Annotated in this window: 20 protein-coding genes and 2 pseudogenes; 12 read left to right on the top strand and 10 right to left on the bottom strand. The window is 60.1% G+C overall.

Annotated elements, in window-relative coordinates; translation table 11 throughout:
- Positions 1–92 precede the first annotated feature (92 nt).
- The 5 genes from NKH21_RS30960 to galE all read left to right on the top strand — a co-directional run bounded on the left by NKH21_RS30960 (position 93) and on the right by galE (position 3799).
- Complete coding sequence (locus NKH21_RS30960) at positions 93–365, top strand: type II toxin-antitoxin system VapB family antitoxin (protein WP_352869660.1); 273 nt, start codon at positions 93–95, stop codon at positions 363–365.
- 6 nt (positions 366–371) lie between these two features.
- Positions 372–1046, top strand: coding sequence for a general stress protein (locus tag NKH21_RS30955; RefSeq protein WP_352869658.1), 675 nt, complete (start codon positions 372–374; stop codon positions 1044–1046).
- 128 nt (positions 1047–1174) lie between these two features.
- Positions 1175–1432, top strand: coding sequence for a hypothetical protein (locus NKH21_RS30950; protein ID WP_352869656.1), 258 nt, complete (start codon positions 1175–1177; stop codon positions 1430–1432).
- A 421-nt stretch (positions 1433–1853) separates the two neighbouring features.
- Complete coding sequence (locus NKH21_RS30945) at positions 1854–2828, top strand: UDP-glucuronic acid decarboxylase family protein (protein WP_352869654.1); 975 nt, start codon at positions 1854–1856, stop codon at positions 2826–2828.
- A complete protein-coding gene (galE, locus tag NKH21_RS30940) occupies positions 2825–3799 on the top strand; it encodes a UDP-glucose 4-epimerase GalE (protein ID WP_352869662.1) in 975 nt (324 codons plus the stop codon). The genes NKH21_RS30945 and galE overlap by 4 nt, the downstream gene beginning before the upstream one ends.
- 157 nt (positions 3800–3956) lie before the next feature.
- Here galE and NKH21_RS30935 read toward each other — a convergent pair whose 3' ends face one another.
- The 6 genes from NKH21_RS30935 to NKH21_RS30905 form a co-directional block, all read right to left on the bottom strand.
- Complete coding sequence (locus tag NKH21_RS30935) at positions 3957–5777, bottom strand: ABC transporter ATP-binding protein (protein WP_352869652.1); 1821 nt, start codon at positions 5775–5777, stop codon at positions 3957–3959.
- Entirely contained in the window at positions 5774–6763 is a 990-nt protein-coding gene (locus tag NKH21_RS30930; protein ID WP_352669258.1) for a glycosyltransferase family 2 protein, read from the bottom strand. The genes NKH21_RS30935 and NKH21_RS30930 overlap by 4 nt, the downstream gene beginning before the upstream one ends.
- On the bottom strand, positions 6760–9777 hold the full coding sequence (locus tag NKH21_RS30925; RefSeq protein WP_352869650.1) for a trifunctional glycosyltransferase/class I SAM-dependent methyltransferase/polysaccharide deacetylase: 3018 nt from the start codon (positions 9775–9777) through the stop codon (positions 6760–6762). The genes NKH21_RS30930 and NKH21_RS30925 overlap by 4 nt, the downstream gene beginning before the upstream one ends.
- 6 nt (positions 9778–9783) lie before the next feature.
- Positions 9784–10866 carry a glycosyltransferase family 2 protein gene (locus NKH21_RS30920; protein ID WP_502911927.1) on the bottom strand — a complete coding sequence of 361 codons (1083 nt, stop codon included), beginning with the start codon at positions 10864–10866 and terminating at the stop codon, positions 9784–9786.
- 92 nt (positions 10867–10958) lie between these two features.
- A complete protein-coding gene (locus tag NKH21_RS30910) occupies positions 10959–11954 on the bottom strand; it encodes a glycosyltransferase family 2 protein (protein WP_352869648.1) in 996 nt (331 codons plus the stop codon).
- Positions 11955–12257: 303 nt separating this feature from the next.
- A complete protein-coding gene (locus tag NKH21_RS30905) occupies positions 12258–13844 on the bottom strand; it encodes an adenylate/guanylate cyclase domain-containing protein (RefSeq protein WP_352669247.1) in 1587 nt (528 codons plus the stop codon).
- 171 nt (positions 13845–14015) lie between these two features.
- On the opposite strand from NKH21_RS30905, the pseudogene NKH21_RS30900 reads away from it, so the two are divergent.
- The 4 genes and pseudogenes from NKH21_RS30900 to NKH21_RS30885 all read left to right on the top strand — a co-directional run.
- Positions 14016–14193, top strand: a pseudogene (locus tag NKH21_RS30900) (transposase); the annotation flags it as partial.
- A gap of 97 nt (positions 14194–14290) precedes the next feature.
- Positions 14291–14611, top strand: a complete 321-nt coding sequence (locus NKH21_RS30895) for a sunset domain-containing protein (protein ID WP_352669244.1) — start codon at positions 14291–14293, stop codon at positions 14609–14611.
- A gap of 394 nt (positions 14612–15005) precedes the next feature.
- Positions 15006–15265 (top strand): annotated as a pseudogene (locus NKH21_RS30890) (inositol monophosphatase family protein); the annotation flags it as partial.
- A 101-nt stretch (positions 15266–15366) separates the two neighbouring features.
- Positions 15367–15600, top strand: a complete 234-nt coding sequence (locus NKH21_RS30885; protein WP_352669241.1) for a DUF6429 family protein — start codon at positions 15367–15369, stop codon at positions 15598–15600.
- A gap of 341 nt (positions 15601–15941) precedes the next feature.
- On the opposite strand, the gene NKH21_RS30880 is transcribed toward NKH21_RS30885, so the two are convergent.
- The 3 genes from NKH21_RS30880 to NKH21_RS30870 form a co-directional block, all read right to left on the bottom strand.
- Positions 15942–16490 (bottom strand): class I SAM-dependent methyltransferase, encoded by a 549-nt coding sequence (locus NKH21_RS30880; protein WP_352669238.1) that lies wholly within the window; start codon positions 16488–16490, stop codon positions 15942–15944.
- A 124-nt stretch (positions 16491–16614) separates the two neighbouring features.
- Positions 16615–17445, bottom strand: a complete 831-nt coding sequence (locus NKH21_RS30875; protein ID WP_352869645.1) for a PA3715 family protein — start codon at positions 17443–17445, stop codon at positions 16615–16617.
- A gap of 837 nt (positions 17446–18282) precedes the next feature.
- A complete protein-coding gene (locus NKH21_RS30870; RefSeq protein WP_352869643.1) occupies positions 18283–19377 on the bottom strand; it encodes an autotransporter outer membrane beta-barrel domain-containing protein in 1095 nt (364 codons plus the stop codon).
- A 400-nt stretch (positions 19378–19777) separates the two neighbouring features.
- Between NKH21_RS30870 and NKH21_RS30865 the strand changes: the two genes are divergently transcribed.
- Positions 19778–21247: a caspase family protein gene (locus NKH21_RS30865; RefSeq protein WP_352669232.1), complete on the top strand. Its 1470-nt coding sequence runs from the start codon at positions 19778–19780 to the stop codon at positions 21245–21247.
- A gap of 255 nt (positions 21248–21502) precedes the next feature.
- Here the strand turns inward: NKH21_RS30865 and NKH21_RS30860 are convergent, their stop codons facing one another.
- Positions 21503–22702, bottom strand: a complete 1200-nt coding sequence (locus tag NKH21_RS30860) for an IS256 family transposase (protein ID WP_352669319.1) — start codon at positions 22700–22702, stop codon at positions 21503–21505.
- 57 nt (positions 22703–22759) lie between these two features.
- Between NKH21_RS30860 and NKH21_RS30855 the strand changes: the two genes are divergently transcribed.
- Together NKH21_RS30855 and NKH21_RS30850 are read left to right on the top strand one after the other, a co-directional pair.
- The gene (locus tag NKH21_RS30855; protein ID WP_352669230.1) at positions 22760–22963 is read left to right on the top strand and encodes a hypothetical protein; all 204 of its coding nucleotides are present in this window, start codon (positions 22760–22762) and stop codon (positions 22961–22963) included.
- Between the two features lie 419 nt (positions 22964–23382).
- A complete protein-coding gene (locus NKH21_RS30850) occupies positions 23383–25932 on the top strand; it encodes a caspase family protein (protein WP_352869641.1) in 2550 nt (849 codons plus the stop codon).
- Positions 25933–26818: the final 886 nt, after the last annotated feature.

Here is a 26818-nt window from a genome sequence, read left to right as displayed (position 1 = left end):
CCAACAGCCAGATCGACGATCTCCTGCCTTGGGTCTACATCAACAAGCTCGAGCTCAAGGCCGTGGCCTGAGAACACCGCTTACAGTGATGAATGATGGCGTTCCACATCAAGAATCCCGAGACCGACGCGCTGGCCCCGCGGGTTGCCGCGCTTAAGAGGACTGGTTTGACAGAGGCCGGCCATGCCGCGCTCGAGCATGAGCTTGAGCGCGAACAGGCTAGAGCGTCCTGGTGGAGATCGGCGTCAGGTTCTGCCGGGATCTGCGAGCCCAGGGCAAGCCTGATCAAGGCAGACCCCCCGACAAGGCGTTTTCGCGACAGCCTGTACGAGAATGCCGCTTCAAAGGGGCGGCGGGCGACTTGATGCCAGATGATGCAGACGATCAGCAGGCTCTTCGATACCTATTCCCAGGCGTCACATGCAGTCAGCAGGCTTCAGGCTGCCGGGATTCCTCGCCGGCAGATCAGCGTCGTCGGCTCTTACAACGACAACCAAGAGCCGATCAGTGTTGCCGGAGCTTGCGATGATGAGATGAGCACTCTCTGGCGGGGTGCGGGCGTCGGCGCCGTCGTTGGCGGGCCGGCCGGTCTGCTGGCCGGCTTTGGCGCTTTTGGAGCTCTGGGCATCGATCTTGCGGGGGTGGCCGGCATGGCCTTGATCGGCATGACATGGGGCGGCTTTGCCGGCGGGCTCGTCGAGACGCTCACAGGCTTCCCTCAAACGCCACGCCAGCCCAAGATTGCAGAGGGTGTCATTCTTGTAATGGCTCGCGTCGACGAAAAGCAGGCGGGCGCCGCACAGGTAGCGCTTCTGACCCCCGCACAGCATCGGTCTTTTCCGGGCCGAGGAGCGCTTACTCACGTTCAAAAGTCGGCTCCGCGCCCGATCTGGCGTGAGATGAAGCTCGTCCGCGAAACAGGAATTAAAAGCGAGGCGCGCCCCATGAAACTTTCGCAAAATAAAACCTTGGAGGCATGGGGGCTGCTTGCTCTTGTAGCGTCCGTTGTCCTTTCCGTACTGCTGGCAGGTCTCATCCTTGGCTAAAGCCATGCGCGTTGCCACCGGCGCCGAGGTCCGGCAGTCGGCAACTGGCCAAAGGTGTGGTCAGTTCGAAGGATCAAACCATTCGTGCTAAGTGTTGATAGCTTGTCGCCATAGGAGAGGAAGCCAACGTGGACAAACGGGCTGAAGGAGACGCGGGGAAATCGGCTCGAGGCGAGTTCGAGCTCAAAGCCGAACGATATGGCGTGAACGCCTTTCTTCTCGTTGTCGAACTTGTAAATCTGCTGGAGAAGCGCGGAACGATCAGCAGCGACGACGTCGTGAAAATAGCCGAGGCCGCCGCACTTGCCGTTGCCGCGTCAAGTCAACCCGACGTGAACAGCATCAATCTGTTGCAGGCCATTGCTGCCGCACGCCGGCCCAAATAGGGGCAAGCGACGCGGCCCAGACCGGGCCAGACCGGACAGATACTCCGAGGCCTCCCGAACCTCGAATGGAACCGAGGCGAAGGCTGCGCGGTCTTCAGGCAGCCCTCTGATTTACTTGCAGAAACGACGACCGTTGAGGTGATGAAGGAACTCCGGGAACCAAGCTGTCCACGGTGCATCCGCTTTGGCTGGCGTCCCCGGAAGCTTTTCGACCTTTCTGTCTCGACCTCCAGCCTAACTGCGGTCGAACGTGAAGTAGCTCGGGATGTGGCAATCCGCTGCAGGACAGCCAATGAATTGGGAATCCTCGCATTTTGACAACAATGTCCTGTCGGTAACGAAAATTGAAAGCACGCCGCTGGTCAATCGGCCTAATCTGGTCAGAGATTAGGGTGGGCTAAATTGCCTTGGAGGCGCCGAAATGCAGCGGGCAAAACGAATCCTGGTGACAGGAGGCGCGGGTTTTCTGGGATCGTTCTTGTGTGAGCGGCTGCTTGGCGAAGGCCACGAGGTTGCATGCGTGGACAATTTCTTCACCGGAAGCCGAAGAAATGTCTCGAATTTGCTCGACAACAGATCCTTCGAGATCATTCGCCACGACGTGACGTTTCCGCTCTATGTGGAAGTTGATGAGATTTACAATCTTGCCTGCCCTGCGAGTCCCGTTCACTACCAGTCCGATCCGGTCCAGACGACCAAGACCAGCGTTCATGGCGCGATCAACATGCTGGGGCTCGCCAAGCGGGTTCGCGCCAAGATCCTTCAGGCGTCCACGTCGGAAGTTTACGGCGACCCCGAAATTCACCCGCAGACCGAGGATTATTGGGGCAGGGTAAACCCGATTGGACCGCGTGCTTGCTACGATGAAGGCAAGCGATGTGCCGAAACGCTGTTTTTCGACTATTGGCGGCAGCACACGCTGCGAATCAAGGTAGCACGCATATTCAACACATATGGCCCGAGGATGCGTCCGGACGACGGCCGCGTTGTCTCCAATTTCATCGTACAGGCCCTGCAGAACGAGCCGATAACGGTGTACGGCACCGGCCAGCAGACCCGCTCATTTTGCTATGTCGACGACCTCATCGACGGTCTGGTTCGAATGATGCAAACGGATGACGATGTTACCGGTCCGATCAATCTCGGCAATCCGGTCGAATTCACGATGCTCGAACTCGCCAACCTTGTGATCGAACTCACGGGAAGCCGGTCGACCATCAGATTTTTGCCTTTGCCCATCGACGACCCAAGCCAGCGCCAGCCCGATATCGGAAGTGCCCTGCGTGAGCTCGATTGGAAGCCAAGAACGACGTTGCGCGACGGCCTTGTCAAGACCATTGCCTATTTCGAGGGCTTGGTTTCGTCGGGGTATCTACGGCCCGCCGCTGCCGAATGAAGACAGTCCTGGTCACCGGTGGGGCCGGCTACATCGGATCACACTGTTGCAAGGCCTTCGCCGAATCGGGTTGGTCGGTCGTCACGTATGACAATCTCTCGCGCGGTTGGCGCGACGCGGTCAAATGGGGGCCGATTGTCGAGGGCGACATTTCCGACGCCGAGGCCGTGTCGGCGGCTTTACGCCAATATCGGCCTGATGTGGTGGCGCATTTTGCCGCCTATGCCTATGTGGGCGAATCTGTCGAACATCCGGGACTCTACTACCGAAACAACAGTTTCGGGTCGCTGGTGTTGCTCGAGGAAATGTTGAAGGCCGGCGTCGGCAGGCTGATCTTTTCCAGCACATGTGCGTCGTATGGCGTTCCGGTTCGCTCTCCGATTGACGAAACTCATCCACAGTCGCCCATCAATCCCTATGGATGGTCGAAATTAATCATAGAACGGATGGTGGATAATCTCTCCTATGCCCATGGCCTCGACGCGGTCGTGCTCCGTTATTTCAACGCAGCCGGATGCGATCCCGACGGCGAAATCGGTGAATGGCATGAACCGGAAACACACGTCATACCGCTGGCTATCGAGGCGGCGGTCAAGCGGGACCGGATTTTTACCGTCAACGGCATCGACTTCGATACCCGCGATGGCACCGCGGTGCGGGACTATGTCCATGTCACCGATCTCGCCCGGGCTCACGTCCTGGCAGGTGAGAAACTGCTCCGCGACAAGGGTGTTCACGTCTACAATCTCGGGACTGGAACTGGCACGACGGTGAAGGAGCTGGTCGATGCGGTGAGCCGGGCTTCGGGATCGCGCCTTCCTGTGGTTTACGGTCGGCGCAGGGCAGGTGACCCGCCAGCGCTCGTAGCCGCGGCCGGCAAAGCGGAGCGGGAACTCGGCTGGGTGTGCGAGCAATCCGGAATAGACAGGATCGTCGAGACGGCGCTGGCTTGGTATCGTGGCCGATTGTGACAGGCGCGCCACCTGCTGGCCTGCTCTGTCCGTTGTCGAGAGAGCAGCGACGGCCCGGCCGACGAGGTCTCGATTCACTGCCCGCGCCGGATCAAGTCGATGCAGAGGCTCCGCGTCTGCACACGGCATTGGGGGCAATTGAAGACATAGAGTAGGGTCACCGTGCTTTATCCTCAGAATCGGAAGCACATACGATTTCATGCTGGCGACGTTGGTATTGAGGAACAACGACGGAGGCAGGTCCTTGGCTCTTGATCATGCCGTTCTCTATCCAAATAACATTGGCGGCGTCACGCGCGCTTTCTATCCGATGCGTGATCAGCAGAATTGTCCTTTTGCCAAGCTGCCTGTCAATCGCGCGCCGTACCTGATCCTCGAGCGCGGTGTCGAGTGCGTTCATGGCCTCATCCAGGATCAGAAAGTCCGGATTGCGCAATACAGCTCGTGCGAGGCCAATGCGCTGCCGCTGGCCGCCGGAAAATCGCAGCCCCTCCTGCCCGATCCAGGTATCGTAGCGATCGGGAAGATCCTCGACAAACGACGCGACGCCGGCACTGCGGGCAGCGACAATAATCTCTTCTTCGGTCGCATCGGCTTTGGCCATTCGGATGTTCTCAGTCACCGTGCCCTCGACGAGGTCGACGTCCTGGCCCGTTACGGCGATCTTGGACAGCCAGTCGTCCCGCCTGATGTCTTGCAGCCGGGCACCGCCAATCCTGATGTCGCCAGAAGTCGGTTCGTATAGCCGTAGGAGGAGGTTCACGATCGTCGTCTTGCCAGCGCCACTTGCGCCGATCAGCGCCGTGGTTTCTCCGGCTGTAATCTCGAACGACAGGTCAGTGAGCACCGGCGCATTTTGATCATACCCAAAGCTCACGTGCTCGAAGACGATACTCGCGTTCAAAGGTCCGAGTGCTATGGTGCCCTGCGATGGATATTCCTTGTCCTCGGACTGGACCATCTCCAGGACTGAGCGCAGTTGCGGCTGTATCTGCGCCAGAAACAGCAGATTGCCCTCGAACTCCTGCGTATGCGGCTGCAGCCGATATAGCAGGGCCACGGCGGCCAGCGTCACCTCGAAGCTGATATGCCACCACCCGGAGACCAGCACGATGGAGCCCAACATTCCCAGGTAGCCGATTTCGGTCATTGGGCCGATCCACGACGAAAGGCGAATCATGGACAGCGATGCGTCACGCGCGGCCGCCGACGATTGCGCGAAGCGACGCTGATGAAGCGCCTCCTGTCCATAGGCGCGGATGGTGCGCAACGCCTGGAGCGTCATGAGCATGTGCTCGCCGAGCGACTGATGGATCTTCTTCACCCGGTGTCCCAGGTCCCGCGCCGGTCGCGAAAAGATGCGCAAGATCGCCGAGATCGCCATCGAGCCAAGGGCTGCGATCAGCAAGATCTTCCAGGAGATCGTGAGCAGAAAGACGGCGAACACGAAGATAGAGCAGCTGTTGATGATGAGCCGTGTTACCGCGCCATAGGCTTGCGCAACCAGCCACGATTCGGTCCCGAGCACCTCCATCAGCTGCGATTGCTCGTGCCGCTGGATGTATCCAAAGGAGACCCTGAGATATTGTTCGTGCACGAGGTTGCGCACGCGCTCGCTGATCCGTTCACCGATACTGGAGCTTATCAACGAATACAGCAGAGCCAGTGCTCCACGCGCGAGGATGAGCAGGAGGATCGCGAAGGCGAGCCGGGTAGGACTACCGAACCAGGCTACGGCCATGCCCAGCATTCGACCCTGAAGGCCATTTCCAGCCTCCGTGATCCGGCTGGACACCAGATAGAGGAACAGCAGAATCAGGGTGATGCCGAGCGTCTCGGCCAATGACGACAGAAAGCCTACCGCGAGCAGCGCGGGTGTCGCCCAGCGCGGCTTGCCAACGATGCGAAGCAGGTGCGAAAGATCGCGCAACGAAGCACGGACCGCACCGCGGCGTATGGCCCCGTTCTCGTCGGTCATTTCACTTCCCCAATAGGGAACCGTACGGTCAGCCGCGGCCGGACAGGCAGGCGAGCGCGCACCAACTTCGTCGCGACGCGCTTGGCCAAATGCGCCCCGATCAAGGGCAAATCCACGGCGATTATCCGCATGGCGATAGCGGGATGACGGCGAAGCAGCAACGACAGGATCGGCAGCACATACCTTAGGCGCCTCTGGCGCAACGTCCGCTCCAGGAGCCAGGCCGAATAGAAATGCAGACCTTGGCGCAGCGTGGAAGCCGCATTGGGGTGGCGGGCGAGCATCTCGTCCACCACAAGCATCCAGGAGCGCAGCATTCGTGTCATGTTGCTCGACATATTCCCCGGTAGGTAGCGATACCCGACCAGCGGCTCTTCGACGACTTCGAACTGATATGTTTCCGCGACGCGACAGTAGAAGAGGATGTCCTCACAACCCTGCGCGCCGGCCTCTCGCAGCCGGCCCTCGAAACCTTCTGCGTCGATCAGCGCCTGCCGGCGCACCAAGGCAGCGCTGCCGTTGCCAACAAAATTGCCATGGAACAGACGTTCAAGTACATCGCCCCGCCAGTTTGGGCGATGTTGATCATCCGTTACCGCGCCCTGCGCATCGATGACCAGATACCAGCAGTAGACGAGCCCCACTTTCTCGTCCGCCCGATCGAACACAGCCAGTTGCCGCTCAATCTTCGTCGGCGCCCACAGATCGTCGGCATCGACAAATGCAATCAGATCAGACCGCGCCGCTTGCCAACCCGTATTGCGGGCAGCAGCCACGCCAGCGTTTTCCTGCTCGATCAGCCGCACACGCGGGTCGGCCTCCATGTGATGTCGGGCGATGGTGACAGTCTGGTCGCGCGAGCCATCGTCGACGACAATAATCTCGAGCGCGCGGTGAGACTGCGAGCGGACGCTGCGGAGCGTCTCGTCAATTGTATCTTGGGCATTGTGAGCCGGGATAATGACACTGACGAGTTTGCCGTTCATTCGAGGACGGCCTCCACCATCGCAACAAAGTCGTCGAGCGAGCGATCCCCGCGCACCTCGATGCGGGGAAGGTCGATGGGATCGCAATCGAGGTCCGCCGGCCCGTATCTGCCCCCGAAGCCGATTCGATAGCCGCACTCCTTGGCCAGCCTGCCAAGCCGTCGGTCGGTGACAGAGAAGGGTGCCGCGAACGCCGTGGTTGGCCGACCGGTCCACCGCTCCACGAACATACGCGAGCGCAGCAACTCAGAGGCCAGCTCGGAGCTCGAAAGACCATCGATCGCACGATGCGTTGCCAGATGACTTCCGAAGAACGCGCCTTCGGCGGCAAGGCGTCCCACGGTCCGGGCATCCATGAGTGGTGCCGGCGGACCTCTGTCGGCATCCCACTGCGCGCTCACACCCACTAGATCCGTTACCAGGAACACTTCCGCGGTCAGGTCGTTGGCGCGCAAGGTCGGCCAGGCATGGTCGGCAAAGTTCTGGAATCCGTCATCGAACGTGATGAGCACCGGGCGGCCCACGAAAGGGTGACGGTTGGCGATGAACCATTTCAGCTGCTCTGACATGATCGCGTGGAAGCCGTTGGCGCGCAACCACACCATTTGGCTGTCGAACATAGCGGGTGCAACCCGATAGCGGGCGAGCGCGGCCGGACCTTCATAGGCGACGCCGTGATACATGAGGACAGGGATACGCTCCCGGCGCTCGCTGCGTGCGACGTCGCGGCGCAAGGCCCGCGCCCCGCCCCAGACGATCTTCCGCGCGACCTCCGTCTCGATTGGCGCCTGGATTGGGACCTCATCGATCCTCGCTTCCATCGACACATCCTGCGGCGACAGGCGGCGGAAGCGGTCAATGCGATAGAGCTCGGTTTGGATCGATCGCTCGAGGACAATGCCTTCGGTCGCAGCCAGCGTCTCCGAGATCAGTTTCGCTCCGAATTTGTGGTCCCAATCAAAGCCCGTTCGTTCCATATTGTCACGAAGCACGAATGCATGCGCGGTGACGAAGCTGCCACCGGGGACCAGCGCCTGCACCAGTTTTGTGGCGACGCGCCGCAATTCGGCGAGATCGTCCAGGAAATAGAGCACTTCCGAGCAAACGATCAGATCCATGGCACCCGGCAGGGTATCGGCGGCGAAATCCAGTACGCCGAACTCGACGTTCGGTTGGTCCCTGCACCGCTCACGCGCGCGTTCGACGGCTACGGCAGAGATGTCGGTTGCGGTTAGATGACCCACTCGCCGGGCCAACTGCCGCGTGAAGTGGCCCTCCGCGCAGGCCAGCTCAAGCGCTCGCCCGATGGGACCGGCCGGCAGAATTTCGAGCTGCCGCTCATATTTTTCCTGCTCGTAGGGTGAACTGTAGTTCCAGGGATCTTCGGTCGCAAAATAGCGATCCCAGAACGACTTGCGATCCTTGTCCCGGCCACCGTCCGCCTGCGCACGCCGCGGCGCTGCAAGAGGCTCTTTAGTTTCGGCGCTCGACCGCACCAGACGTTGCGCTTCCGCTGCCAATCCCGCGAGTTTGCCGAAGTGGCTGTCCCGATCAGACCGGCGTCCAGCTATTCGCATCATGGCCTGTGCAGCCAACATATCTGTCTTGCCGGTTCCTGCGTCCTGTTCCAGGGGCAGCGAAGGCGAACGGCTCGCAAGCCGCGCGGCACCCTTCCAGAAGCGGAATGCCATGCGCTTAAATCCGGAGAGATCGCGTGTGACCGCTTGGGCAGGCATTACATTCAGTAGCAGTTCAATCCAGTGACGCTTTGTCACTGTCCCGAGTACGCCGAACTGGACGAGAGCCTCGATCCGGCCATCCACCATCAAATAAGCATAGATTTGATCGATCCCTTCAGGCAGGTCGGTTGAGGTCGGATTTCGGGCATCGACGCGAATCCCGAGCGTCCGCGCCAGTCTGCGTGGAGCGGCGAGATTGTCGAAGTCGAGAAGCATTTGCTCGAGATGATATTGTACGCGACGACCCGCAACCGGATCTCTCCAGATCTTGGCGAGTTCAGCGATCAGATCGGTGAGGGGACCGCCGAACCTTTCCCATCTCGCAGCCAATTGCTGCGGCGCCGCAAAACTCCCTACCATCAGACCGTCGAAGACCACCTTTGCGATTTCACGGGCCCATTCAAATCTGGCCGGGAGCGCGCGCAGCGTCTGCGGCTCGATCGACCCGCCGCCACTGCCGCAATCTGATGCGGCGTTCCACAACACGAACCACGCGAGTGCTTCGGAAGCGGTTCCGCCGTGCGCCGAAATCGCTCCATTGGCGTGAGCGGATGCCGGGTGCTTGACCCTGGGATCGGCGGAAAAGCCGCGAGCGATAACGATTTCCGCGTCTGCCAGCATTTGCGTCGAATTGCGGGTGAGCGAGCCGGGGCTGTTCCGATAGAAAGCGAGCGGCTCGTCCACCATCACCCAGCGTTTGCCTAAACGCGCGACGCGCTGCCACAAATCCCAATCCTCGCAGGTGCGCAACGAAACGTCGAAGCCGCCCAACTCGGTAATTGTCGCGCGATCGATTAGCAACGCGTGAGTGCGGATGGCGCAGCGGCGCGCGAATGTCTCGAAAGGCTGGATTGCGACCTCGGGCGCACTGCTCGGTGGGGTAAGTGCACCATCGGGCATCACCCGGCGAGAACCGCAATAGGCAGCTACTGAATCGGGCGAGGCTTCCAACACGGCCAGCATTTTCGCCAGAAAGCTGGCGTCCACCCAATCGTCCGCGTCCAGGAACATCAGCCAGCGTCCGCGCGCTGAAGAGAGCCCCTGATTGCGCGCGCCGGCGGCGCTATGGGCAGAAGAACTCAGCGTGCGAAATCGGGGATCGCGCTCGACATAACTGGCGATGATTGCGGCGGTGCCGTCACTCGAGCCATCGTCGACGATGATCGCCTCCCAATCAGTGATATCCTGACCGAGGAGACAGTCGAGTGCTTGTGCCAGCGTCAGCTCCGCGTTCCGCGCGGGCACCACGATTGAAACCCAGGGATTGTCCGCCACGTCGCCCTACCTGCGCTTGGTTCGGAGGTAGAACAGGATTCCTGAGGCGTAGCCGGCGATTTCATGCCAAAGGAAACGATCCTCGGCGGTCCTGCGTCCAAACAACCTTCTGCGAACTCTGCCCAGGTACCAAAGCGGCTTCCATTTGAAAGCCTGTCTCAAATTCGCCTTCACGCCAGTCCGTTCATGCTGGACGAGCAACGCGGCCGAGTGACCGCGCATGTAGAAATAGATTTGCCTGGCCAGGCCTTCCATCGTCCGCCTGTGGAAATGGAATGCGACGGAGGTGGGCTGGTACCGGCAATCATATCCGTTGGCGAGAAGCCGATACCAATATTCGGAGTCGCCCGAACATCCAGCCTGGCCGACGTCGAGGCGCTCGTCAAACAGCCCCGCGCGGTCAAACACCTCGCGCCGGAAGGCCATGCTGGCACCGGCACCGATTTTCCAGGCCGGGAACACCTCGTGCTTGCTGGCGGCAAAGTCGGCGGCGCGGAAAAATTGGGGTATGTAGCCTTGCCCGAAGCTCCAGAACGTCTCGAAATAGCGCTGCGCTTCGGTGGCAAGTTCGGCTGGCAGTACAAGGCCAGTCACCGCGCCGATCGAAGGGTTGTCGAATGCTATGATCAGCTGCTCAAGCCATTGCGGATGAAGCAGAACGTCATCGTCAGTGTAGGCAACGATTTCCGAGCATGCACGCTCAGCCCCCCGATTACGGGCAATATCCAATCCGGGTCGATCCTCGCGGACGTATATTGCGCCGGCAGCGACCGCTACCTCGCGCGTTTCGCTGCCTGTCGATGCGTTGTCGACCACGATGATCTCTGCCGGAGGGACACTTTGCTGTGGAAGCGACGAGAGGCAGCGCCGCAACTCGTTCGGCCTGTCGCGCGTGCATATGACCACGCTGGCGCGCGGCAGGTTCAGAACCTGTGGGGTAAGCCTTGGGGCCGCAGCAGCCTTGATCGGGGTAATGCGGCACTCACCGTCGCTCCCTCTGAGCAAATGCCCGACTGGAAGCCCGTCGCGCCACACCACGATCATGCCGGAATCGCAATCCTCGGGTGCGACCTGGGTGTCTAAATCCACGTGACGTATACCTGTGCAGCCATCCGGGCCAAACAGCCTGTAGAGTTCTGCATTCGCCAGATTTGCGCGCCGGTTCGGCGTCAAAGGCATCTTCACCAGCTCATTTCGCTATAGAGGGGTCGAAATTCGCTCTTGTCGTTTCGCATTCGTCGCACGCTCTTTTTGAGCCATCGAGGAACCAGTCGGCCCCTGCAGTATTCTTCCAGCATATTGGGCAGGCGGGAGATCGTAACGCCTGGTTCCATCACAAAGAGTCTCCTCAGCAGCTCGCCTGCAGCGAAAAACCGTCCCTCAATCAAAGCTCTTGTGGCAAGCCAATGGATCATGTCGACCAGATGGGCATCGAAATCGCCCCCGAATGACGGGTATCTTTCACGAAATTCGGCAAGAACGATTTCGCAGGAACGAAGCATCTGCATGACATCGCTCGACATGTTGACGTTCGTCATCCGGTAACCGACAAGATGCTGCGGCACGAGGCGGAACTCATAATTTTCCGCTATTCTGAGGCACAGCAGAAGGTCCTCGCAGCCTTGCGCATTCCTAGCTCGCAAGGACGGATCAAATTGCCCCACTCGCTCGAATGCGGAGCGACGTAAAAGCACCGAACTTCCGTTGCCGACCACGTTTTGTCTGCACATGCGCTGGAGTACCTGACCTTGGGCGTCGGGCTGATGGCGGAGCGAAAATACCCGACCATCCTGGTCGATGTGTGCAAACCAGCAGTAGGCCAATCCCGCCGAAGAGCCGCCTTCGCGCAGGGCGCGCAATTGCAGTTCGATTTTCGATGGGGCCCAAAGATCATCAGCGTCGACAAACGCCAGAAATTCCGCGTCGGTGGAGGCCGCGCCGCGGTTGCGAGCGTGCGCAACGCCACCATTCGACTGTCTTATGAGCCGTACACGTCGATCTTTCTCGGCATAGGCGGCCACGATCGATGCGGACTTGTCCGCGGAACCATCGTCCACCACAATAATATCCAGTGCCTGATAGGTTTGCCGGCAGATGCTGGTCAGGGTGGAGCAAATGGTTTGCTCCGCATTGAACATGGGGACCACGACTCCAACCGTGGTTCTGTCCTGGATCATCAGCGACTTCGTTTTCTCCCCTGGTTGAAAAACGGCTATGCTGTCACGGTGTCAGTACTGATCTTCAATTCGGGGCGAATTCGGGGCAAGATTGCTCGGGTGCGTCCGCCTGCCCAAAAAATTGCGATCACGACAAGATCACGTCGAACTCAGGAAAGAGGCGCGAGAGCCGTCGCGTCTCGGAACGCCGTTCCTAGTCGCACCTCGTGATAGCACCCGAGTGCGTCAATAACGGTGGCCGAGACGGCATTGAACCTGATTTCTGTGGCAGGCTCCGGTCGACATTGCGTCACGAACAAGAACTTAAAATGCGGCGGGCTTCGTTCGGATGGTTAAGGCCAGGAGCGCCTCCGAAAGTCGTTTCTTCGCCCGCTCGACGCCGTTCTCGTCGATTGCCTCAACGTCGAGGAACAGGTCGAGGCCAGTCGCGTGCTCGCTGATGACCTGAGGGCGCTGGGCGAGTTCACCCAGGAGGCCCTCGACTTCGTAGGGGACGACCTCCCGGCTGATCCCCTTCATGGCAATCGGTGCCAACGGACGTGCTCGGACGAGGTCGCGCACGAGCGCGTAAGTCTCGTAGCTGAGGCAGATGCCGCCGGGCTCGGCAATCGACTGCAGACGGGCCGCCAGGTTCGCTTCGGCTCCGATGATCGTGTAGTCCATCCGATCATCGGAACCGAAGTTCCCAACATTGCAATAGCCCGTGTTGATGCCCATGCGAGCTCGGAAGGGCCGTTCAACTCCGCGATCACGCCACACCCTGTTCAACTGCTCCACCCGACGCTGCATGTCGACAGCCATGCGCAAGCAGGCTCTCGCGTCTTCCTCGACGCCTTGCGTCTCGGGGTCGCCGAAAAACACAAGAAGCGCGTCGCCGATGAACTTGTCGACGGTGCCGCCGTGTCTGAGCGCGATCGTCGACATCTCGGTGAAATACTCGTTGAGGAGAAGCGTCAAGTCCTCGGGCTGGAGCCGTTCCACGATCGCGGTGAAATCCTTGACGTCGGAGAAAAAGATCGTGAGCTTCTTACGCTCGGTCGCGATGGTGACGTCCTTCTGGCCGCTGAAGATGCTTTTGTAGATTTGAGGCGAAAGGTATTTGGCGATCTTCAATGAAATCGCGGCCAGGAAGTCGTTTGCCTCGGAAAGCTCCTTGTTGATCCCCTGGATCAACGCGGACTGCCGACGCTGCAGGAGAATGAACGTCAGGCCCGCCGCCGCCGCGAAGCCGAAATATAGGAGCAGATACTTGAAGGTCAGCACGTTCGCAGCAATAGGCTGATTGACCGATATCTCCTGGATACCTCGAACATCCCCTACCTTCCAGTCGGTCTTGGGGCTGTCCGGGTGTGAGTTATGGCAGGTCACGCAGACTTGTCCCATTATTACAGGGGCCACGGCGCGGACCTGCCGGTCAAACAGTGAACCCGAGACTTCGATGATCGGCTCCTTCGGGTTGGCGCGCAAAGCCAAGATTGCATTCCGCTCGAACGCATCGAGCTGGTGGGGGGCGCGACCTTTGAAAGGCAGATCCGAGACGAACCGATATTTGACGGACCCGTCGTGGGCGCTGATGCGCTTGCCAAGTTCGATCGAGAGGGTCGCCGGAATAGGGATCGCACCCGGCACGTCCCGGTAGTTGTGCGTCGCAGTCACGGCGCCGTGTGCCTGCAGCACGCGTCCCACGACATCGCTGCCGTAGAATCCGCGCATTTCGTCGATGATCCGGCTGATTTCGCTGGCTTGCCTGCGCAGCATGCGTTCCGACAGGTCTCGCAGGTCGAGCCAGGCTGCCACGGGCAGACCGATAAGGCCAATGACCACCGCCGCCACCAGGAGCGGTCCCATGGCGCGCTGCTGACGCGCAATCTGTTCACCCAGTCCAGCCATTGTGCAAGCGCCCGGCCGTCTTAGTATCTGAACTATAGCTCATTCCCGGCACGGTACCAGAGTCAGTGTCCGCTCGATGAAAACGGTATTATGGCGCAACCGCCACGGGATTTGCCGACCTAGCAGACAAACATATCATGCCGGTGAACCGGCATGATCAGGTAAATGGTGGCGGAGGAATATTTCAGCCGGTTGCGTCGGGCGGAAATCGGCCTTGGTCACCATATCGCTGGCGTCTATCTCCTCCGCTACGCTCAGGAAGCGGCATGGCGCGAAGACAAACCGGCGCAACACCAACGGCGAACAAGTCGAGCGTCTTGCCGGAAACGCTTTGAAGCGGAAACCATGAGTCGATTTCACCGGCTATTGGCAACGCCGTCTGGCGGCATAAGGCCAGTTCTGGACTCTCTGCCGCAAAGGAAGCATTCTCCCCAAGGGGAGAAGGCATGGTCCGCCATTATCAGGACACTCGGTACAACCGCGCGCGTTATCGCCGCAGGCGCCATCGTTCGGATGGGACGCCATTGTGGGCGAAGATCGCGACCGGGGGAGCGGTCTTGGCTGGCCTGCTCGCCCTTGAGCTCGCTCCCGCCGCTGTAGGCTGCGGCATCAAGGGCAATATCAGCTACAACACTGGCGAGAAAATCTATCACGTTCCCGGACAGGAATATTATAGGGAGACGCGCATCAATCTTCTTAAAGGCGAACGCTGGTTTTGCTCTGAGGAAGCTGCGCGCAAAGCGGGATGGCGGAAATCTAGGGTTTAGACAAGGGTCCAGCGGCGCGAGCGCCCGTCGTGTAGGGTCACGCTGGCATTGATCTTAAGCGATGCGCTCACCGCACCATACATCAAATGCAATTCTTCTCGCGTAGGCGCTTCAACGCCCTTTGAGCGGAGTAGGACCAACGCTATCTCCTCAGCGCTCATTGGCGCTGTAGCGGTCCTCAGAGCGTCAATGGCGGCCCGGATGATATAGCCGCGCTTGAACAGTGGGTTTGGATCGCCGCTTGACGGACATGGCGCGGGCATTGAAGCCAGGTTCCAACAAATGCAGGACCGCCTCGACATGCTTCATGTCTTCGATGAGCTTCGCGGCCTGCTTCTCGTGGTGCCTGAGCCTTCTGCGGCCGGAGAGCGCGTCGGAAAAGAAAGTGTCCCGCGAAACGTATCCGCGTTTCGGCCGCACTATGAAATGGGACACCGCGGCGGGTGACGCGGTATTTCGCGCTGCCGGCAGCATGACGTGCACCTGAATGGTGCGCCGCTCGCCTACGGTCAGCGCAACCAGAGCGACGACGAGGATTTCGCCGATCCGCATTTCATTGCCGGCGGCAATGGCTGCCACGGCCGCTTAGGCATCATGATGAACTCCAATCCCGTCCCGGATTGTCGCCCCCCAATGACGCCGTCGAGGATGTGACGCCTGAGTGGAGCATTTGTTTTCAGGCGAACGCTCGTGGCAGGCAGTAGCCATCCGGTGTGGATCGTGGCAGAGGCCTTCTCGCATGTTAGACTGCTTGCATGGAGATCGACACCGACAAGATCGACGATGCCGTTATGGGCCTGCTTTGGCTGACGCTGCATGAAGAGAGGCGCGCCTGGAAGGGGTTGGATTGGAATGCTCTGGATCGCCTGCACGAGAAGGGGCTGATCGCGAATCCGGCAAACAAGGCGAACTCAGTGGTTCTGACAGATGAGGGACTGCGGCGTGCGGAGAAGCAATTCCGAGTTCTGTTCACCCGTCCGGCGCCATGAGCCGTGAGCGCTGAACGGGCGCCTGCGAGCTGATAGCGCACATGGCTGAATTTGGACACCGGCGGCGCGCTGACCGCAGGCCGGACGGCCAGCGCTCTCGCCGTGACGGCCAAATTGGTATTCGTCACCTACGCCAGCGGGCGCATCCGGTCTGTTAAGGCGGTGGCAGAGAACACCGCGGCCGCGGCCCTCAATGTCAACGGCATTGGCGCGAAGTCCATCTGCAAAAATGCTTTCTGCCGGCGAATCGGAGCTCCCGGGGTGAGTTGCAGCCAGCAGCGGGTCGGCGCCCGCTGCTGACACATGGGATGTTAGTGGGGCAGATTGCCACTGGCGAGGCCCTATGGCTGCGGATTTCCTGGGGTGGGTTTCTCCAGCACCAGCACATGACTACCAAGAGGCGACGTGTGAGTGCTCTTGACCTGGAAACCCTCGTCAGAGAGCGTTTCGATAAATTCGCCATCCGTTCCAGGCGGAACGCGGGCAACGACGTTCGAGGTGCGCCTCACAATATTGGAAAGCACCCTTCGCGCCTTGCCTGGGCCGATGTTGCGCTGCATGTGCTGATAGACGGCCAGCAGCAGGACGATATCATATTTCGGTAGAAGAATATTGCCGAGGCGCCGGCTGCCAAGATTCAGGCGATCGAACCGGGCATGCACCGGGGAGCCGCTCAATAACATTTTTGCAGTCTCGATATGCGGCTTGGCAATGTCGATCCCATGGATCGAACTGGGTTTCAGCTTGGATATCTCATAGGCGACAACACCCATATTGCAGCCAACATCGAGAATGGATTTTCCGGCGTAGTCGACCTTTGCGGAGAATAGTCCGTCCAGTCTGTCGTCCCACGTTCCGGCAAAACCCCTTTTGAATCTTGACCACCACAAATCATCAGCTCCTTCGAGAAGAGCCCCCTTGCGCGCCTCCTAGCACGAGAGAATTAACGGTCGATACCCATTCAACTGGAATTGATAACATTGACGAACCAAGGCAGGGACGTGTGCGGCCGCGTCACAACCCCATCACCTTGAGTGCCGCGGGGACCGCATAGCGGCTGCCGTCATAGCGCAGCCGGTAGGTACGCTTCACAGCCTTGCCGGGATGGGACTGGCATTCGCCATTCTGGTCGGGGAAGGGATTGTCGGTATTCGTCCGCTCAACCGCGGTGATATCGTGATAGCCATGATGGCTCGCCGGGCTTATCGCCAGGCTGACCTGGCTGGAATGAAAGGATCCGGCGCAACTGCCATCGCTGTCGCCGCCAGAGCCGGCCACCACGAGGCCGTCGAGCACCACCTTGAGTTCACCGCGCACGAGAGCGTAAAGCCGCAGGTCGGTTTCAGTGAAGGGGGCGGTCAGCGAATGGTGCGCCATTTCGATGCGCAGGCCGAATGCGCTGACATCGGGGGCCAGTGCATAACGGCCGGTGTCGAATTCCACCTTTTCAATGACAATCATGTCATCGGTCATCAGACCGGGTTGGAGCAGGCGCTGGCGCACCCGCAGGCTCTTCCTGTCGATGACCAGAAGCTCGATATCGCCGACATGCAGGTGGTCGGCGCTAGCGGTGTCGATCAGCGGCACTGCGACCAGTAGCAGGTCGTCATGGGCTGGCCAGGTCCTGCAGGCCAGTCCGAATGGCGCATCGCTCTGCGGGAGCGTTGAGACGATGCTGGTATGGGGTTCAAGCGTGAACGAGGTGCCGCCGGCGCTCTTTCGGGCCTTGGGATAGGCCTGCTGCACCAGCGCGGCGGCATCGGCGCAATCGCCCGCCGCAGCCCGGGCGGGCGACAGGCTGGCGGCGGCGAGCCCTAGGAAGAGGAAGAGGGTACGCGACAGCATTCGCATGGGATTCTCACGTCGCAGCGCCGAATGCCGGCAGGCATGTCTACGCGACATTGCTGGCGGCGCACAGGGGCTAAAGGAAGCCGCGGCTAACGCCACGGCGATGACATGCTGAGAGAGTTCGTTTGAAACTTCAAGATCCGGCCCTAACTGCCAAAATTCTGACGGCTAAGTGCCATACGATGGCCGGCCTAGCGCAGACCCGATCTTCCGCGGATCGAGAGGTGTCTCTTGGGAGTCCCGGATCAAGCTCTGTACCGCCGTGAACCGTTATCGGATCGGCCCACCCTTCAAGCCGGACCGGCGCGTCTTGCTCAAAAAAGAAGTGTAGCGTCGGCAGCTTTCAAGAAGGCAAAGGCGCTCGCTTCCTCTCGAAGATGTAGGAGCTCGGTCTCCACACCCTTCGACCGAATCCCGTTAACGGGCCAGTGCGCGGGCGCGGGCTGAAAAAATGGGGTGCAGTGAGGGTTCGCAGCGACTGCGCGGCGCATAAAGGCCGGCATACTGGCGACCCTAAAGCGCCTTGGAAAAGCAGCACTGCCTCGGCGCGACCCCGGTTTGATCTGTCGTTGTGGCTGAGCTGGTTGGCTCGTAGGTTTCGCGCGGCCGACCGAGCGGAGCCACCACCGCGATGACGAGGATTCGCCAATCTGCATTTCATCCCCAGCGGGAAGGCCACCATCCGCGCTTGGGCACCCTGCTGGACCCGCTCCCCGGGTCATCGCCCGCGCTATTGACCAGCCGCATCAAACGCATCCCGCCGCTGAATAGCTGGTAATGGCGATGATCAGCTTTTTTGCTGGCCAGCCCAATTACCGGATCCCAATCCCGAATTCAAAAGGCGATCTTCACACCCAGCTTGCCGCTGACGGTTGAATTGTCTTGAGACCACTTACCGCGAATTTCGCTGCTGAGCATTATCGATTGAGACATTTTCAGGTTGAAGCCGGACGACAGTGCAGCCGAAAAGTCCGCGTCGTCAAAGTCACTCTGTCTACCGTCGGCGCTTGCCGTGTTGGAATAGCCGAAGCGCTGCTGGATATCCAATCGCGCATAGGGGCTGATCACCATGCCATTGCCGAGCAGAAAATCACCGTAAACTCCAGGTTCGAATTTGACTGCGCCAAACGACAACCGGCTCTTTCCATAGACAGTGTCAAAGCTGTCTGTGTATCCATCGCCGGTAAAGATGACGCCCAACAATCCGCCACGGATGTCGAGTCGCACCCGATCGGTCAGGTTGAAGATGCGACCAATTGAGCCTGTTAGTGCATAACCCTGTGTGTCGTAGCTGCCGAAAGTGCGTCCCCCCCTTTCGATGTCGGTGTTCCCAAGGAAGGCAGATGCTGCCACGAGCGCATAGCTCGTGCCGCGTCGAATGAGCCCGTAGCCGCCGAACATCCCACTTCTGTTGGTTGCTTCACCCTCCCCGATGAACCCGAACGCATCGGAATCGACTTTGGCCGAGGCATACCCGGCGAACAGGCCGAGGTTCAGTCCATGCTCGCTGCCGAATCCAAAATGCTTTGCGGCATTGAAGTCGACGCTGATGGCAGCGGAGAATTCATCGACGCGGAAGCTCGGCCCATCGAGCACGCCCAAGCTATTCGAAATCGAGAAGCCGTCATGTTCCGTGCGAGCCAACTGACCGGAAGCGAAAACACCGAACGGCGTAGACTGGGCGAGCGGAACCCCGTTCGCGAGGCCGACGTCCGCTTCGACCACGCTGTCAACTACATCACCAAGCGCCCGCAAAGACGTGTCGACAATTACGCTGTTGGTCGCACCTCCAAGATAGCAGTTCGTGTCCAGAAAGACGCCTTCACTGTCGATAATGCAGGCGCTTGCTTGAGAAGGCAGTAAGATCAATGCAGCGGCAAACGAGAACATGCCCGCTGCGCACAAGCGCCGAGCGAAGCTTTCCTTCATTGTCCTTTCCCCTCTTAACTACAAAGCCAATGTAATAAGGGATGCGATACGCAGAAGAGTCTCAATGCAATATCTGGCTGTGGCAGCGTGGGTGCAACATATTGCACCGGCGCTGCCAAGAGTGTAGCAGGTTCTCGCCGCGTGGGATATGGGTTTCGTACATTGCTCGATTTCTGCTTGCTAGAACCTGCGGCGGAGCTTGCCGACCGGATTGTCGATTGCACGCGCCAGCGCTACTCTCTCGGATGAGCACTGCGTCAAGAAAGCGGGCTAGCACCACCCTTGCGCTTTCTTTGAGGTGATTTCTGGTGTAAAAAAGCCGCTGCACTCCGAGACATAAGTTTCACGCGCAAGAGTAGCGTGAGCCGGTTCGACACTTCGACGACTCTGAGATTGTCGCATGCTGAAACGAGCCTGTTACAGGACCCACAGCCCCTTCCTGCGCATCATAATGGTTCTGCTGGTGGCACTGGTTGGATCGGTACGCGCTCAAGCGGCGGTCGAAGATGAACCAACGGAACAACCAAGCAAGCGGCTCGCCATTGTCATCGGCAACTCCGACTACCAAAGCGTTCGTCTCCCACACTTGCCCAATGCGGTGAACGACGCCACAAGGCTTTCCGAAAGCCTGAGAAGGCTGAATTTTGATGTGCTGCTGGGAGTGGATCTCTCCCTTGCCGGTTTCGGCGAACTCTTTCGCCATGCCGATGGCAAGCTTGTGGGCGCTAGCGCGGTACTGATCTTCTACGCCGGCCATGGCCTGCAGCTTCAGGGCGAAAATTACCTGCTGCCGGTCGACACGCCCGATCCTGAAACCATCGGGGAACTGACTGCGAAAGCAATCAAGCTTAACGACCTGATCGCACGATTCTCAAGTCGGGAACGGCAGACCTTCATTTTCCTCGACGCGTGCCGAAACAACCCGATGGGCAAAGGCCCAAGCGTAATGAATGGGCTCGCGCAGGTCGAAGTGGGCGAAAACACGTTTGTTGCCTTTGCAACCCAGCCAGGCAACATCACGGCGGACGGCTCGGGAGACAACAGCCCGTTCACTACAGCCCTGGTGAAGAATGTCGAGATCCCAGGGCTCAGCATTTCGGACATGATGATCCGCGTGCGCAACGAGACTGAAGCACTCACTGCCGGTCGTCAGGTCCCGTGGGATCAGTCCAATCTTCGCGAGCAGTTTTACTTCACCGAGCAGCAAGTGCTCGACCCGGCTCAGTTGAGCGCCAGCCTATCGCGTATCCTGTCGGATCCTGTCGCGAAGCAAAGACTGCAGGTAGAACTTGCTTCCAACGACTTGCAGACTGCGGTGATTATCGTGGGACAGACTTTACGATCGCTGGACGCCTCGGCGCCATCCGGCGCTTCAGCCGATGCGGTCGGTACGGAGACTGCCAGCCTCGAAGGGGCCCGGAAAAGTGTGATCTCCGGTCTTGAAACATTGATCGTTGGCACGCAGGCTGGTGCAACGAAGCCTGAAAAGAAAGCCGAGCTCGTACGCAGTGTCCAGACAGAATTGCGCCGCCTGGGTTGTTATCGCATGACGGTTGACGGAGATTGGGGCAAGGGCTCGCTCCATGCTCTCAGCACGTATTACAAGAACATCAAGCGGACACCGTCGGCCACCGAGCCGACCGTTGAACTTCTGGGGGAGCTCTTTTTGCACTCCGGCCGCATCTGCAAAGACCCCGTGACCGTACTGCAGAGGCCAAGGCGAGCAAGTGTCGCCTCAGACGTCGCCCCCGTGCGGAAAAAGGGTGCTCCCAGCCGAAAAAATGCCAGAAACTCGCAGCCGCAATCCTCGCCTCCCGCAGCGGCTCCTCCCGATATCAGTGGCGGAATTGGGATTGGCGGCGTTTTCTAGAGAAGCCATTGTTCCACGCGTACCCTTCCTGGCACGCGACCACAGCATGGCGTGGTTTAGGCCCGCCTGCCGCAGCTAAAGCAACCTGGCTCGTACCGATCGCTGTTCCGGCGATCCGTTCGGCGTATATGAACGATTGTCTGGTGAGGTGCGCAGAAGGTTGGATACGAGTTCCTCTCCCTCCGCGATCGTGTCCCGCGGCGTGGTGTAGCTGACGACATTGGTCGCCGTGCTCTCCGGCATGGGCCGGGCTGATCAGCGCGCCACGGCTGGCAGGCTGATCAGGGGATCATCGCTCATCTGGCTGATCGTTTCCAGAGTCATATATCTGGCCCGCTGCACTGCCCATTCATCGTTCTGTTCGAGCAGGATTGCGCCCACGAGGCGCACGATCGCGTCGTCGTTCGGGAAGATTCCGACGACCTCGGTGCGCCGCTTGATCTCGCCGTTGAGGCGCTCGATGGGATTCGTCGAGTGCAGCTTGGCACGGTGCTCCTTCGGGAAGGTCATGTAGGCAAGCACGTCCGGCTCGGCGTCGTCCATGATTGTCGCCAGCTTCGGCACCTTCGGCCGGATCTGGTCGGCGACGGCGCGCCATTGTACGGACGCGGCCTCGGGCGTTTCCTGGGCGAAGGCGGTGGCGATGAAGGCTGAGACGACCCGGCGCCCGCTCTTGCCGGCATGGGCCAGCACGTTCCTCATGAAGTGGACGCGGCACCTCTGCCATGTCGCGCACAGCACCTTGGTGACGGCCGCCTTGATCCCTTCGTGGGCATCGGAGACGACGAGCTTGACGCCGCGCAGGCCGCGACGTGTCAGCTTGCGCAGGAACTCCGTCCAGATCGGCTCGGCCTCCGACGTGCCAATCTCCATGCCCAGCACCTCGCGCCGGCCGGCCGCGTTGACGCCGACGGCGATGATGACAGCGACCGAGACGATCCGCCCACCGCGGCGGACCTTCAGGTAGGTGGCGTCGATCCACAGGTATGGCCAGTCGCCCTCGATCGGCCGCTCAAGGAAGGCCTTGACCTTGCCGTCGATCTCCTCGCACAGCCGAGAGACCTGGCTCTTCGAGATGCCGCTCATGCCCATGGCCTTGACCAGGTCGTCGACCGAGCGGGTCGAGATGCCCTGGACGTAGGCCTCCTGGATGACGGCGGTCAGCGCCTTCTCGGCCATGCGGCGCGGTTCGAGGAAACCGGGGAAGTAGGAACCCTTCCTGAGCTTCAGGATGCGTAGCTCGACCGTGCCGGCCCGCGTCTCCCAGTCGCGCTCGCGATAGCCGTTGCGCTGGGCGAGCCGCAGCGGATTCTTCTCGCCATAGGCGGCGCCGGTTGCCGCGCCCACCTCCATTTCCATCAGCCGCTCGGCGGCAAAGCCGATCATCTCGCGCAAGAGATCGGCATCCGGGGTCTTCTCCACGAGCGTGCGCAGGTTCATCATGTCGTCGGTTATCGGTGGTCCTTCCGAAATGGGTTGGCGTCAACAACCAAACCCTACCGGAAAGCGCCGATGACCACCGCAAAGCCGCTCGCTCGCTACAGCGCTATCAAGGGCGCGCTCGCGAACGGCTTCGCTACCGCCGAGCTACACCACCTGTGGGGACACGACCCCCTCCGCCATACACTCGGACCCAACAATCTTGCCTCGTCTCGATGGTGGAAAACCGCGCAGAGCCGCCGGGCTTTTCAATTCGAGCTGCCGGGACAATCGTGAAAATGTCGCTTCGCTGGGCAACGGCAAGAGTTTGCTTACGACGGCCGCCGCAGTGCTCAATCCGGTCGACTGTCTAGCGGCCATGTGGTCTGGCGCGGCCGCGGGTCCAGCTCTGTGTCGCCGTGAGCTGTTTCGTGACCCGGATTTGATCCGTAGCGTGGTTGAACTGGCAGGCTCGTAAGTCTCGCGTGGCCGACCGAGCAGAGCGCCAGGGTCGGAAGAGCACGCCTGGAGGTGTGACAGACGTTGCAGACACTCGGTCCCTCATGTAATTTAGCATTCAATCAAGTGAGGAATATGCCCGCTGTCGCGACGGCTTTTCTCTCTTTTTGTCTCGGCAGATTGCATGCTCTCTGACGGACCTTGCTGGCACATGCCGTGTTCTTGTGGGCGAGGCAATAGCGTTCAAGGGATTTGCCATGCTCCGACTTTGCGGAATCATCGCAGCCTTCCTCCTCGCGAGCTTCACGACCTTTGAGGCTTGCGCTGACCGAAGGGTCGCCTTTGTCATCGGCAACTCGGAGTACCGACAATTCCCCGCACTCAAAAACCCGGCCAAGGATGCCGAGGACGTGTCCAAAACGTTCCGACTGGCAGGATTCGACGTCTTTGTCGCAAGCGATCTGACGAAGCTGCAATTCGAGGAGCAGTTCCGCAACTATCTTGCCGCCGCAGACGGCTCAGAACTGGCCGTCGTCTACTACTCCGGCCACGGTTTCCAGATCGGCGGCGAAAATTTTCTGATCCCGGTGGATGCCTCCTTGAAGGAGGCGGCGGACATCGAAGTCCAGGCCATCAAGCTCAACGATGTGCTGGAACAGTTACGCTCGAAATCAAAGATCCAGGTGATCATACTCGACGCCTGCCGCAACAATCCGTTTCCGCGCAAGAATTACTGGCTGAGAGACCAGCTCATTACTGCCGGCAATACCGGGCTCGCGCAGGTGAGGAGCTCGCTGAACACCTTGATTGCTTTCGCCACCGAACCCGGCGCGGCGGCTTATGACGGCGCCGGCGAACTCAGCCCGTTTTCGGCTGCGTTTTCCCGTCGCGCGCTGGCCCCGAACCAGGAGATCCGCACCGTGATGGCGGCGGTGCGCCGCGATGTGGTCGAGGCCACAAACGGCCTCCAGGTTCCCTGGGAGAACTCATCGCTGATCGACGAAGTCGTCCTGATGCGCCGCAGCAATCGACCCTCGCTGCCGCCGGTGCTGGAGAAGGTCGTGCTGTCGGGGGTCGGACCCGTCGATTTGGGTCTGCCTGAACCGGTCGATGTCGATGGTGGCACGATTACCCTGAGCATCGAAAGACCGCCCACCCTGGGGCGTTTGATGCTGGACGGCAAGCCTGTCGAGTTGGGCGTGCCGATCCAAGGCAAGGATCTGCCGCGTCTGCAGATGGATGTTCCCAAGGGAGTCGCCCCGCAGGAAGAGGTCGACATGCTGGCCTATGCGACGCATGACGACTGGGGTGGCCAGACCCAAGGCATCGTCGTGTTCCGGGTCAAGAGCGGCGAAGGCGCGCAAGGCGAACAGATCGTGGCTTCGCTCGAGGCCGAGCAGAAGCAGCAGGTGCTGGAGCGTGGCATTCATATCACCGGCGCGGCCGAGGCGATCGGCAACCGCGACATCGAAGTTCCCGTGGGCGTGGGTCCAATTGCGCTGAACCTGGATTTCCCGACCGATGATCCCGCCGTCAGCCTGAAAGTATCGAGTTATCCGGCAACGGGAACGCTCTCGCTGCCCGATCGAACGCTGTCGCCGCAGTCCAGCCTGATGGCCGGGGAGGTCGACCGGCTGCGCTATGAACCGCAGATCGGCGCGCAAGCCAAGGTCGAGGTCGGTTTCGAAATCCGGGCGGACAGCAGCTCATCAAAGCCGGCCACGATGAAACTGTCGCCGACGATCGATCCGTGCGACACGGCTGCCGGCGAACCTCTCGATCTGCAAGGCGTCACCCCCGGCCTGCTGCCGAACGAAATTGGCGCTAGCGCGGTGGATCTTTGCGAGGCCGCGGCGAAGGCTTATCCGGAAGTCCCGCGCTTCCGCTATGAACTGGGGCGGGCGCTGCTTGCGGCAGGCAAGGTCGAACAAGCCAAGACAGCCATCGAGGAGGCGGCCAGGAAGGGACATGTACGCGCGGTGTTCGAACTCGGCTACATGTATGCGACCGGAACCGGCGTGGCCCTGGACCGCACCCAGGCCAATGCCCTTTACGCGGCGGCCGCCGACAAAGGCGATCCCTACGGGATGACGTCGTGGGGTCGCGCGTTGTTCAATGGCTACGGCGTCAAGCCCGACACCAGCAAGGGTTTGGACCTGCTGCTCAAGGCGGCCGCTATGGGGCACACCTATGCAATGAACGATCTGGCCGCGATCTTCACCGAGGGCCGCAACGGCGTAACCGCTGACCCGGCCCGCGCTGTTGCCTTCCTGCAAGCCGGTGTCCAGCGGCAGGACATGTATTCCATGAACCTGCTCGGGCGCAATTACTTGTCCGGGCAGGGCGTTGAGAAGGATCCCAAAACGGCACTAGCGCTATTTCAGCAGGCAATCGATCTCGGCCAGCCCTATGCGCCTGGCAGCCTCGCACGCATGTATCGGGACGGTGTCGGTGTGGAACGGAGCCTCGCAGAAGCGCAAAGATTGTTCGAAATTGGGATCGCGCGGGGTGATCCGTTCGCAGCTTACGATCGCGCGGCCCTCGAGATGCAAAAGGGCGACAAGACCGACCAGGCCCTTGCCGTGCGCTTCCTTGCGCTTGCGGCCGCACTTGACGTGCGCAAAGAACTGCCGGACGCCCAGAGGACGCTTGCGAAGTTCGGACCGAAGCCAAAAACAGCGGCGTTGAAGCAATTGCGACAGGAAATGAAATCGAGGCTTCCTGGCTCCGGTTCACAAGACACCCAACTGGTTAACGCGGCCAGACGAGTCTGGGAAGAAGCCAATCCGCGTCGGGACTTGTTTTGACCAAGGAGGAGACAATGGCGGGCGGAGTCTTGAAACAAGCAATACTTGGAACAGCGTTATCCGGCTTCTTGGCGGGGCTTATGGGCTGCACTTCCCTGGTTCCGAAACTTGAACCGACGCCACTGGTCGAAACGCCCCAGCCGAAGATCCTTCGCCGGGTTCCTTCGCCGAAGGTCGTCGAGCCCGTTCGCAAACAAAAAACTGCGAAGAAAGTGATTATACCGGTTGAGGACGAGCCTGTTCCCGCGCCTGTCATTCCGTCTGGGGGCGGTGGCGGACGCGGCGGTGGAAGCGGGGGCGGCGGCTGGGGAGGATGATCAGGTCAGATTGAAAAAGGATTGCACGAGCCCAGCGTCCGATGGCGCTATCTGATCCTACCAGACTTGCCAGTCGTCATCGACACCCCCGCCGACACAAAGAAAGCAGGGAGAACCGGCCTTTGACGGAAATGGGTGAAGTCGTCCACAGGCCTCGGTCAGCTAGGCGGGATGATTTAATAGCTGGCCGCACCACGCCTTCCGGGGCGGGGCTGGCCGCTACCTTTGAACCATGAGACCTGACTGCCTTCAGCTGCGCTCGTCAGCACGCGCATTTCGAATAATCCGGCACAGCATGCTCGACATCACCGCGCTCTACACCACGGTCTCGACCCGGACGATACACGCGGTCGGGGAGGGCTTCACAGGTCTATCGTGGAGGCTCTGGAGTGACCAGACAGGGCAGCTTGCGGCATGAGCAGGGCAGCCTTTTCGGAGTTTCAGACAACCTCGAGCGCAATGAACGAGGTCCGTTCGTTCGAACGATGACAACTAAGGAAATAGGAAACAGCCTTTGCGCGCAATTCCGTGCTTTGGCGTTGCCGAGGGTGCTTCACTAGCATTGATCT

The organism is Mesorhizobium sp. M1329 (assembly GCF_040318035.1).
In the GTDB taxonomy this organism is placed as follows: domain Bacteria; phylum Pseudomonadota; class Alphaproteobacteria; order Rhizobiales; family Rhizobiaceae; genus Mesorhizobium.
The sequence above is the reverse complement of the archived record's forward strand: the minus strand, read 5'-3'. Positions and strand labels throughout refer to the sequence as shown.

Bases quoted from the DNA above. Each gene is read 5' to 3' on its own strand.
- NKH21_RS30960 (WP_352869660.1), top strand. From the start codon at position 93: ATGATGGCGTTCCACATCAAGAATCCCGAGACCGACGCGCTGGCCCCG.
- NKH21_RS30955 (WP_352869658.1), top strand. From the start codon at position 372: ATGATGCAGACGATCAGCAGGCTCTTCGATACCTATTCCCAGGCGTCA.
- NKH21_RS30945 (WP_352869654.1), top strand. From the start codon at position 1,854: ATGCAGCGGGCAAAACGAATCCTGGTGACAGGAGGCGCGGGTTTTCTG.
- galE (WP_352869662.1), top strand. From the start codon at position 2,825: ATGAAGACAGTCCTGGTCACCGGTGGGGCCGGCTACATCGGATCACAC.
- NKH21_RS30935 (WP_352869652.1), bottom strand. From the start codon at position 5,777: ATGACCGACGAGAACGGGGCCATACGCCGCGGTGCGGTCCGTGCTTCG.
- NKH21_RS30930 (WP_352669258.1), bottom strand. From the start codon at position 6,763: ATGAACGGCAAACTCGTCAGTGTCATTATCCCGGCTCACAATGCCCAA.
- NKH21_RS30910 (WP_352869648.1), bottom strand. From the start codon at position 11,954: ATGATCCAGGACAGAACCACGGTTGGAGTCGTGGTCCCCATGTTCAAT.
- NKH21_RS30905 (WP_352669247.1), bottom strand. From the start codon at position 13,844: ATGGCTGGACTGGGTGAACAGATTGCGCGTCAGCAGCGCGCCATGGGA.
- NKH21_RS30895 (WP_352669244.1), top strand. From the start codon at position 14,291: ATGGTCCGCCATTATCAGGACACTCGGTACAACCGCGCGCGTTATCGC.
- NKH21_RS30885 (WP_352669241.1), top strand. From the start codon at position 15,367: ATGGAGATCGACACCGACAAGATCGACGATGCCGTTATGGGCCTGCTT.
- NKH21_RS30875 (WP_352869645.1), bottom strand. From the start codon at position 17,445: ATGCTGTCGCGTACCCTCTTCCTCTTCCTAGGGCTCGCCGCCGCCAGC.
- NKH21_RS30870 (WP_352869643.1), bottom strand. From the start codon at position 19,377: ATGAAGGAAAGCTTCGCTCGGCGCTTGTGCGCAGCGGGCATGTTCTCG.
- NKH21_RS30865 (WP_352669232.1), top strand. From the start codon at position 19,778: ATGCTGAAACGAGCCTGTTACAGGACCCACAGCCCCTTCCTGCGCATC.
- NKH21_RS30855 (WP_352669230.1), top strand. From the start codon at position 22,760: ATGACCACCGCAAAGCCGCTCGCTCGCTACAGCGCTATCAAGGGCGCG.
- NKH21_RS30850 (WP_352869641.1), top strand. From the start codon at position 23,383: ATGCTCCGACTTTGCGGAATCATCGCAGCCTTCCTCCTCGCGAGCTTC.